The organism is Flavobacterium sp., assembly GCF_030146175.1.
Lineage (GTDB): Bacteria > Bacteroidota > Bacteroidia > Flavobacteriales > Flavobacteriaceae > Flavobacterium.
Genome location: NZ_JASLCE010000095.1, coordinates 1 through 9,773, shown reverse-complemented (window position 1 = coordinate 9,773; position 9,773 = coordinate 1). Strand labels below are relative to the sequence as shown.

The window sequence follows — 9,773 nt, the reverse complement described above, 5'->3', positions numbered from 1 at the left end:
TTGTGAATATAGGCCGTTACCAGTCCTGCACCCGATTTTAAACAGGCTTTAGCCGACAAACAAGGCGCGCCAATTTTACCATAACTTCCACCGATGATCAAAGCATGTCCCTGTATCCCTTTATGCGAAAATTTACCGATGGGATGAAACCGTTGTAACACTATATTTTTATCGACTTTTATCAGATTGTCCATATACTATCCTTTTTTGACATTCTATAAATTTACAAAAAAAGCTTTTTCTAAACAAAAACTCCTATATTTGTAATAATGCTAACAGACAATAGAAAATATAAGTTCCTTATAGCAACCGAATCTTTTTCGGCTGTCATTTCTATTGTTACCACTACAACAACAACTACCCCGTCCGGGGTATAATCATTTCATATAGTCCAGTGTAGTTGCGTGTTATTTACTAACACCGCTAAGTCGTTTATTTTCAAACGACTCCATTTTTATTCTTATTTTTCAATCCTACGCCTTTCACTGCAAACAGTTACAGGCTATAACATATAGTACTATGAAAGTATTAAAATTTGGAGGTACTTCTGTCGCAAACGAACAGAATATCAAAAAGGCTATCGCAGTAATGCAAAATATACCCGGAAAAAAAGCAGTGGTTGTATCGGCTTTGGCTGGTGTAACCGATTCGTTATCGGAGGCCATTAACCGGGCTAAAAACCGTGATCATCACTATAAAAATATTCTAAGCGAACTTCAAACAAGACATTATGAAGTCGTACAAAAACTACTTCCGGATCAGAATAATAGCGAACTGCAATCCTATATCGAATCCGGCTTAGTGACTATTGCTTCCCTTTTAGACGGTTGTTATTTATTGGGCGAACTATCGGCAAAAACGAACGATGCCATCCTGTCTTATGGAGAATTATTTTCATCCCGAATCCTATTTGCAAAATTACAATCCGATGCCGGTAAAGTTGCCTATTGCGACAGTCGGGAACTGATCAAAACCAACGAACAATTTGGAAACGCCGCTGTTGATTTCGAAACCAGCAATTATGCCATCCAGTATTATTTCGATAAAAACCAGGCCAACATTACCATACTTCCCGGTTTTATAGCCGAGTCCCCTAATGGACATACTACAACTCTTGGTCGTGGTGGTTCCGATTATACTGCGGCTGTTATTGCGGCTTCTTTGGATGCACTTGAGTTACAGATATGGACCGACGTAAATGGTATGTATACCGCCAATCCGAAGCTCGTAAAACAAGCGCGTGCGATTGCCGAAATCAGTTATAAAGAAGCCATGGAATTGTCTCATTTTGGAGCCAAGGTTCTTTATGCGCCTACATTACAGCCGGTACTCAACAAAAACATTCCGGTTTATATCAAAAATACTTTTGATTCGGAAGCACCGGGAACGTATATCACTTCGGATTGCGTTTCCAACAACGAACCCGTAAAAGGGATCAGTCATATCGAAAACATTGCGCTGCTAACACTGGAAGGATCCGGGCTGATTGGCGTGGCCGGAATTTCCGAAAAGCTGTTCGGAGCCGTTGCCCGCGAAGGAATTAATATCGTATTTATTACGCAGGCTTCTTCGGAGCATTCCATTTGTATCGGTATACAGGAAGAACAGGCACAACGCGCTAAAAAAGCAATTGATATGCTGTTTCAACACGAAATCCGATTGCAAAAAATCAAACCGGTATATCTGGAAAAAAACCTTAGCATTATTGCATTGGTAGGCGAAAACATGAAAAGTCATCAGGGATTAAGCGGTAAGATGTTTAGTACACTCGGAAGAAACAACGTCAATGTTCGCGCCATTGCTCAGGGTGCTTCCGAACGCAATATTTCGGCTGTTATCGATAAAAAAGACGTTGTCAAGGCACTGAATGTACTGCACGAATGTTTTTTTGAAGATGATATCAAACAGTTGCATCTTTTTATTTGTGGCGTGGGCAATGTGGGTGGAAAATTACTCGAACAACTCCATCAGCAAGCAGACTATTTACGGGATAACCTGAGATTAAACCTCCGCGTTGTTGGGATTTCCAATTCCCGTAAAATGCACTTTGATGTGGATGGTATCGCGCTCGACAACTGGAAAGCCGCACTGGAATCGGGCGAAGACAGCAACCCGGAATACTTTATAAACCGGATTGAAGCATTAAATCTTCCGAACAGTATTTTTATTGACAATACCGCTTCCGAAAAAATAGCCTCGCTATACAAACGCTTCCTCTCTCAAAATATCGCCGTGGTTACCTGTAATAAAATTGCCTGTTCCTCGGAATATTCCGAATACGAGCAATTAAAAAAGCTATCCAAAAAATACAATGCGCCTTTCCTGTTCGAAACAAATGTCGGTGCCGGATTGCCTATTATCGACACCTTAAAAAACTTAATTGCATCGGGTGATAAAGTACATCAGATTCAAGCGGTTTTATCGGGTAGTTTAAACTTTATCTTTAACAACTTTAAATCCGGAAAAAGCTTTCACGATATTGTACTTCAGGCACAACAGGAGGGCTATACAGAACCCAATCCAAAGCTTGATCTGAGTGGTATCGATGTGATGCGGAAAATCCTGATTCTGATTCGCGAAAGCGGTTATCCGATGGAAATCGACGCGATTGGAAACGATTCTTTTTTACCGGATCCTGTTTTAGAAGCCGAATCAACTGCTGCGTTTTTTGAGTCCCTACAACAACATGCTTCCCATTTTGAAGCCTTATATAATAAAGCCGAACAGCAATCCTGTCGTCTAAAATATGTCGCCCGATTTGAAAACGGAAAAGCCAGCGTGGGACTACAATATATCCAAAAGGAACATCCGTTTTACCATTTGGAAGGCAAAGACAATATTGTTTTGTTTTATACCGATCGTTACGCCGAACAGCCGTTGCAGATTAAAGGCGCCGGAGCCGGAGCCGCAGTAACTGCATCGGGACTATTTGCAGATGTCATACGAATTGGAAACATTTAAAACGAATAAATATGAAAACTATACGCCTATTTTGCCCGGCAACCGTGGCCAATGTATCCTGCGGGTTCGATGTATTGGGCTTATGTCTCGAAACCATCGGAGATGAAATGATCGTGACACAAACCACCCAAAAAGGTATCCGCATCACTGGGATTACCGGAGCCGACTTACCACTGGAAGCCACACAAAACGTAGCCGGAGTCGCTGCTATGGCTTTATTGGAAGCCCTACAACCCGATTGTGGTTTTGATATCGTTATTCATAAAAAAATCAAGGCCGGAAGTGGCATTGGCAGTTCTGCCGCCAGTGCTGCCGGAGCTGTTTTTGGAATCAATGCGCTATTAGGTAATCCGCTGAGCGCAAAGGAACTTATTCCATTTGCCATGAAAGGAGAAGCTGTAGCGAGTGGTTGCGAACACGCCGATAATGTCGCTCCGGCACTTTTAGGCGGTTTTACGCTTATTCGCGGTTACGAACCATTGGATGTGGTAGCTTTACCGGTACCGTCCGAATTATATGCCACCGTTATTCATCCGCAGATCGAATTGAAAACATCCGAAATGCGGGCTGTATTGCCATCCGAAATTCCGTTAAAAAAAGCCATTGCCCAATCGGGAAATCTGGGTGGATTAATTGCCGGTTTGTATACCAGCGATTACGAGCTGATACGCCGTTCGCTACACGATCGGATCGTTGAACCTTTACGGGCAGGTTATATTCCCGGGTTTGATCGGATCAAAGAAACAGCCTTGCAAAACGGTGCTTTAGGCGTCGGAATATCCGGATCAGGGCCTTCTGTTTTTACTTTAAATAAAGGTCTTGAAATGGCTCATAAAGTAGCTCTTGCAATGGAACAAAAATATACCGAAACCGGAATACCATTTGAAGTTTACGTATCGCCGGTTGCTATTCAGGGAGTACAATTAATTAACGGTTAAAAACAGTATTATGAACTATTATAGTCTTGCAAATAAACAACATCGTGTCGGGTTTCGGGAAGCGGTTTTACAGAGTATTGCCCCGGATGGAGGTTTATATTTTCCGGAACAAATAACACCGCTCCCCGCCTCTTTTTTTACAACTTTAAATAAAACAGACAACCTAAATATCGCCTATATGGTACTGGCTCCATTTATAGGCGATGCCATTCCCGAAAATGAATTGCTGCAGATAATCGACGAAACCTTTTCGTTTGACTTTCCGGTGGTTCCGATAGAAAAGAATATTTATATCCTGGAACTTTTCCACGGACCGACACTTGCCTTTAAGGATGTTGGCGCGCGCTTTATGTCGCGTTGTCTGGCCTATTTTAACCGGGATAACAACCGCAGAACAACCATTCTTGTTGCTACTTCGGGCGATACCGGAGGCGCTGTGGCCAATGGTTTTTTGGGTGTAAAAAATGTCGATGTGGTGGTACTCTATCCCAAAGGGAAAGTCAGTCCGATCCAGGAAGCACAATTAACCACTTTGGGACAAAACATCCGCGCACTGGAAGTTCAGGGTTCATTTGACGATTGTCAGGCGATGGTTAAAAAAGCATTTCAGGATAACGATCTGAAAACCAAAAACCTAACCTCGGCCAATTCGATCAATGTGGCGCGTTGGTTACCACAGATGTGTTATTTTTTCTTTGCGTATAAAGTCCTCCAGGACACCGGAAAACCACTTTATGTTTCCTGTCCGAGTGGTAACTTTGGAAATATTGGTGCCGGAATGCTTGCCAAGCAACTCGGCTTACCGATCGCCCATTTTATTGCCGCCACCAATGCCAACGATACCGTACCGCGCTATCTGGACAATGGGATATACCAACCCAAAGCGACCATCAGTACCGTTTCGAATGCCATGGATGTGAGCGATCCCAGTAATTTTATCCGTATACAGGAATTGTATGCCCGCGACCGGGAGCAACTAAAAAAGGACTTCTCGTCCTATACGTTTAGTGACATCGAAACGCGAATCGCTATGGAATCGGTTTTCCAAAAAGTGCAGTATATCATGGATCCGCATGGCGCTGTTGGCTACCTCGGACTTCAGAAAAAGTTAGCGGAATATCCCAATGCTACCGGGTTATTTCTCGAAACGGCCCATCCGGTTAAATTCCTTGACACCGTTCAATCGTATTTAAACCACGGCTTGCTCATTCCGCTATCCCTTCAAGAAATGATGGACAAACCAAAACAAAGTATTCTGATTCGAAATTATGAAGATCTGAAAGATTATCTCAGACACTAAAACACTTTGCCACTCCGTAAAAAATCAATACATTAGCGGCCTAAAATAAATATACAGCACAAAATGAAAAATACAGCATTAACGCACGTTCACGAAAGTTTGGGAGCTAAAATGGTTCCGTTTGCAGGATATAACATGCCTGTTCAGTACGAAGGAGTTAACATTGAGCATGAAACGGTTCGTAACGGCGTAGGTGTTTTTGATGTATCCCATATGGGTGAATTTTTCCTTCGTGGCGAAAATGCCCTGGCTTTGATCCAAAAAGTAACGTCTAACGACGCTTCTAAATTAGTGGATGGAAAAGCTCAATACTCCTGTCTTCCAAATAACGAAGGCGGTATTGTGGACGATCTTATTATTTATAAAATTGCCGATAACAACTACCTGTTGGTCGTTAACGCTTCCAACATTGAAAAAGACTGGAACTGGATTTCACAACACAACGATTTGGGTGTGACTATGGAAAATGCATCCGATGCCTATTCGCTATTAGCCATCCAGGGACCAAAAGCAGCCGAAGCGATGCAATCGTTAACAGCAATCGATTTGGCTAACATGCCGTATTATTCGTTCCAAATGGGCGAATTTGCCGGTGTAAAAGACGTGATCATTTCGGCTACGGGTTATACCGGATCAGGCGGATTTGAAATCTATTTTAAAAATGAAGATGCCGAAACCATCTGGAACAACATATTCGAAGCCGGAGCGGCATTCGGAATCAAACCAATCGGATTGGCAGCTCGTGATACCTTACGTCTGGAAATGGGATTCTGCTTATACGGAAACGATATCAACGATACGACGTCGCCATTGGAAGCCGGATTGGGTTGGATCACTAAATTTGACAAAGAGTTTGTGAATTCCGCAAATCTGAAAGCACAAAAAGAAGCCGGCGTTACCCGAAAATTAGTTGCGTTCGAATTAACCGAAAGAGGTATTCCACGTCATGATTATGAAATCGTAGACAAAGACGGAAATGTAATCGGTATTGTAACTTCCGGAACCATGTCACCATCGCTAAACAAAGGTATTGGTTTAGGCTATGTACCGACTGCTTTTTCGGCAGTTGACAGCGAGATTGCGATTCGAATCCGAAAAAATGATGTAGCTGCAAAAGTGGTTAAATTACCATTTTACAAAAAATAATCACAGGAAAAGGGACTTTAAAAAGTCTCTTTTTTTGTTAAAGTGCAGTAATAATTTTATTTTTGCACGCTGTTTTTACAAAACTATAAACAAAATACAATTAACTCTTATGGGAAGAGCGTTTGAATTTAGAAAAGCAAGAAAAATGAAACGTTGGTCGGCAATGGCCAAAACGTTTACCAGAATTGGAAAAGATATCGTAATGGCGGTTAAAGAAGGCGGACCAAGCCCTGAAACCAACTCCCGCTTGCGTGCGGTGATGCAAAATGCCAAAGCGGCCAACATGCCAAAAGATAACGTAGAGCGTGCGATTAAAAAAGCATCCGATAAAGATACGGCCAACTATAAGGAGGTTTTATTTGAAGGATATGCACCCCACGGAATCGCGATTTTGATCGAAACGGCTACCGACAATAACAACCGTACTGTAGCCAATATCCGTAGCTATTTTAACAAATGCAACGGTACGATGGGTACACAAGGTTCCGTTGAATTTATGTTTGATCATACTTGTAATTTCCGAATCCCGGCTGAAGGTCAGGATGTAGAGGAACTGGAATTGGAAATGATCGATTTTGGTGTGGAAGAAATCTTTGCCGACGAAGACGGTATCATGATGTATGCGCCATTCGAAAGTTTTGGTTCGATCCAGAAAGAATTGGAAAACCGCAATATCGAGATCCTTTCGTCTGGTTTTGACCGTATTCCGCAAGTAACCAAAACCCTTACTGCCGATCAGGTAGCGGATGTGGAAAAACTATTGGAAAAAATTGAAGAAGATGACGACGTGATGAACGTATACCATACGATGGTTGAGGCTGAATAAGCTTTCACTACACTTTACATAAAAAAACTACGATAGCAATGTCGTAGTTTTTTTGTTTATATAACGCACGGATTAAACCCGAGGCTTTAGCCGAACAGACGAAGTAAATCCGCGCGATCGGAATTAAACACCTGACCCGTTTTAAAAACGGGTCAGGTGTTTTTTATTATAAGCCTCTTTCTTTTAGCTGTTCCTTTAACGCAGTGTATTTTTTATTGTTCTTTGTAGCAATAGGTATATAGACAAGCGGAATAAAGGTAAATATGCCAAAGCCACCTTTAACAGTGCCATAAAAGGCTACTCCTATTAAAGCACCAATAATCCCGGCATCGTAAATTCGGGTGGTTTTCATTTTTTTTATTTCCTGTAATAGCTCTTCGTTTGTTAAGGCTCCTGGTTCTTTTTGTTCCATTTTTTATAGTAGTTTTTGGTGGTTTGGTTTTTGGGTTGTATCTGCTCTTCTATTCCATCGAGCCGATTATTTCGATTACGAATGTAGTAAAATAAAAATTCTCTTTGGTGGGTGAAAATAAAAAATACTTATAGTAGAAACTATCTATTAGTAAAGCAATGAATTCTTTTCAAATTTTTGTAGATTTATCGGATACAATTCCAACCGAACGCATCGGCAAGATCATGCAGGAGCGGTTGTGAATTCCTTTCAAATTTTTGTAGTTTTATCGGATACAATTCCAACTATTCTCAAAAAAAACTTGAAACCGCTTTGTTGTGAATTCCTTTCATTTTTTTGTAGTTTTATCGAATACGATTCCAACTTATGAATTTAATGAGCGCCTCGATTTACAGTTGAGAATTCCTTTCAAATTTTTGTAGTTTTATCGAATACGATTCCAACCAAAACCCGCGATTGAGGCCGCGCCAACTCGTTGTGAATTCCTTTCAAATTTTTGTAGTTTTATCGAATACGATTCCAACATTATATAGGAATTCATTTGATCAGGAATTGTTGTGAATTCCTTTCAAATTTTTGTAGTTTTATCGAATACGATTCCAACCTGGTTCATGGCGTAAAATTATAACTCATTGTTGTGAATTCCTTTCAAATTTTTGTAGTTTTATCGAATACGATTCCAACCGGCAAATATTTTTTCGCGCTCGTTTGGATGTTGTGAATTCCTTTCAAATTTTTGTAGTTTTATCGAATACGATTCCACCCCCCACAATCGGCTGTTATCACAATTAACTGTTGTGAATTCCTTTCAAATTTTTGTAGTTTTATCGAATACGATTCCAACGATAATTTCTTTTATATATGCTTGGTTTTCGTTGTGAATTCCTTTCAAATTTTTGTAGTTTTATCGAATACGATTCCAACAGTGTCTTTTGACGGCTCTTCTTCAGTTTCGTTGTGAATTCCTTTCAAATTTTTGTAGTTTTATCGAATACGATTCCAACCGCGTAGAAATTTTATAGTTATTGAGAAAGGTTGTGAATTCCTTTCAAATTTTTGTAGTTTTATCGAATACGATTCCAACCTCTTTGGAAGCCTTGTAAATACAAGGATTTTGATATAATATACAGAATAAAAAACAATAAAAAATGCCTGATAAAATGAATTATCAAGGCATTTTTTTATTTCTATTAGAACAGTTCCAATTGTTGTGGGATACTTGGTAATTCCGTTTCCTTTTTAGCAAAAAATAATTCCATTTGCTCAAATTGCTTATCGGTAATCGACAAAATACCTACCTTTCCTTCATTGGGTAAACTTTTTTTTATTCTTTTGATATGAACTTCTACATTCTCTTTACTTGGACAATGTCGTAAATAGATCGAAAACTGAAACATATTAAATCCGTCGTCCAACAATGCTTTACGAAATTTAGAAGCAACACTTCGCTGTTTTTTCGTTTCGGTTGGCAAATCAAAAAACACCATAATCCACATAATCCGATAGGCATTAAAACGGCTAAAACTCATCTAAAAATAGGGTAATGAATCACTCTACTTACTCCCATATAACAGCGGCATAATGAACTCGTCGTAATGCTTAGCGCTGTCATTAATGGTCGCTGTAAACCATTGATGTAAACATCTCGTGTCGCCAATTGTAATAAATGGGATTTAGCATTCTTATCCAATTCATGTGTTGCTATTGGATTAGCCATCCATTCCCAAACCATCTCGTCTACATAAGGTCGGTAAGGCTCCATTATATCGTCTGCAAGACAATATGCATTGTACTTATTTCTGTGAAAAATTCCAATAGTAGGATGTAAACCGCTACACACCAAAGCACGTGCCACCATGCTTCTTAAAATAGCATATCCAAAATTTAAAAAATTATTAGGAGCCTCTCCTTTTCGTTCCCGTAAAAAATTATCAAACAACTGACTCCAGTAATATTGTGCCGCAATTCCTTCCATATTTGTACTATCTCCCGATTTAACCTCATTCATATATTTACTTAATGTATCGTGCGGTAACTTTAATTTTCGTAAAAGTTCTTTTTGCTGAAAAATTTTAGATTCAACTGTTTGCTTCCAAAGCTGTTTTCGCAAAGGCTCCGAAATCGTAATCTGGTGCTTTAATCGTTCCGAATGTTCCACATGCCCACTTATCGGTAACATCAATCCCAAAG

Annotated in this window: 8 protein-coding genes, 1 pseudogene and 1 CRISPR repeat array; of the genes and pseudogenes, 5 read left to right on the top strand and 4 right to left on the bottom strand. The window is 40.1% G+C overall.

Annotation, left to right across the window (positions count from 1 at the left end):
* Window positions 1-194, bottom strand: a pseudogene (locus tag Q1R07_RS10990) (NAD(P)H-hydrate dehydratase); the annotation flags it as partial.
* Window positions 195-519: 325 nt separating this feature from the next.
* Between Q1R07_RS10990 and thrA the strand changes: the two are divergent.
* From thrA to Q1R07_RS10965, 5 genes are all read left to right on the top strand, one after another.
* The gene (gene thrA, locus Q1R07_RS10985; RefSeq protein WP_300489916.1) at window positions 520-2,961 is read left to right on the top strand and encodes a bifunctional aspartate kinase/homoserine dehydrogenase I; all 2,442 of its coding nucleotides are present in this window, start codon (window positions 520-522) and stop codon (window positions 2,959-2,961) included.
* An 11-nt stretch (window positions 2,962-2,972) separates the two neighbouring features.
* Window positions 2,973-3,899: a homoserine kinase gene (locus Q1R07_RS10980; protein ID WP_300489913.1), complete on the top strand. Its 927-nt coding sequence runs from the start codon at window positions 2,973-2,975 to the stop codon at window positions 3,897-3,899.
* 10 nt (window positions 3,900-3,909) lie between these two features.
* The gene (thrC, locus tag Q1R07_RS10975) at window positions 3,910-5,199 is read left to right on the top strand and encodes a threonine synthase (protein WP_300489910.1); all 1,290 of its coding nucleotides are present in this window, start codon (window positions 3,910-3,912) and stop codon (window positions 5,197-5,199) included.
* A gap of 63 nt (window positions 5,200-5,262) precedes the next feature.
* On the top strand, window positions 5,263-6,345 hold the full coding sequence (gene gcvT, locus Q1R07_RS10970; protein ID WP_300489907.1) for a glycine cleavage system aminomethyltransferase GcvT: 1,083 nt from the start codon (window positions 5,263-5,265) through the stop codon (window positions 6,343-6,345).
* Between the two features lie 109 nt (window positions 6,346-6,454).
* Window positions 6,455-7,171, top strand: coding sequence for a YebC/PmpR family DNA-binding transcriptional regulator (locus tag Q1R07_RS10965; protein WP_300489905.1), 717 nt, complete (start codon window positions 6,455-6,457; stop codon window positions 7,169-7,171).
* A gap of 166 nt (window positions 7,172-7,337) precedes the next feature.
* Here the strand turns inward: Q1R07_RS10965 and Q1R07_RS10960 are convergent, their stop codons facing one another.
* The 3 genes from Q1R07_RS10960 to cas1 all read right to left on the bottom strand — a co-directional run.
* Window positions 7,338-7,583 carry a hypothetical protein gene (locus Q1R07_RS10960; protein ID WP_300489903.1) on the bottom strand — a complete coding sequence of 82 codons (246 nt, stop codon included), beginning with the start codon at window positions 7,581-7,583 and terminating at the stop codon, window positions 7,338-7,340.
* A gap of 155 nt (window positions 7,584-7,738) precedes the next feature.
* Window positions 7,739-8,667: direct repeats of the CRISPR family, unit length 36 nt; unit sequence GTTGTGAATTCCTTTCAAATTTTTGTAGTTTTATCG.
* A 106-nt stretch (window positions 8,668-8,773) separates the two neighbouring features.
* A complete protein-coding gene (gene cas2, locus Q1R07_RS10955) occupies window positions 8,774-9,112 on the bottom strand; it encodes a CRISPR-associated endonuclease Cas2 (RefSeq protein ID WP_300489900.1) in 339 nt (112 codons plus the stop codon).
* Window positions 9,109-9,773, bottom strand: a 665-nt coding sequence (cas1, locus tag Q1R07_RS10950; RefSeq protein ID WP_300489898.1) for a type II CRISPR-associated endonuclease Cas1, incomplete at its 5' end; no start/stop codon positions are given. The genes cas2 and cas1, both read right to left, overlap by 4 nt.

Bases quoted from the DNA above. Each gene is read 5' to 3' on its own strand.
- Q1R07_RS10965 (WP_300489905.1), top strand. From the start codon at position 6,455: ATGGGAAGAGCGTTTGAATTTAGAAAAGCAAGAAAAATGAAACGTTGG.
- Q1R07_RS10960 (WP_300489903.1), bottom strand. From the start codon at position 7,583: ATGGAACAAAAAGAACCAGGAGCCTTAACAAACGAAGAGCTATTACAG.
- Q1R07_RS10980 (WP_300489913.1), top strand. From the start codon at position 2,973: ATGAAAACTATACGCCTATTTTGCCCGGCAACCGTGGCCAATGTATCC.
- thrA (WP_300489916.1), top strand. From the start codon at position 520: ATGAAAGTATTAAAATTTGGAGGTACTTCTGTCGCAAACGAACAGAAT.
- cas2 (WP_300489900.1), bottom strand. From the start codon at position 9,112: ATGAGTTTTAGCCGTTTTAATGCCTATCGGATTATGTGGATTATGGTG.
- gcvT (WP_300489907.1), top strand. From the start codon at position 5,263: ATGAAAAATACAGCATTAACGCACGTTCACGAAAGTTTGGGAGCTAAA.
- thrC (WP_300489910.1), top strand. From the start codon at position 3,910: ATGAACTATTATAGTCTTGCAAATAAACAACATCGTGTCGGGTTTCGG.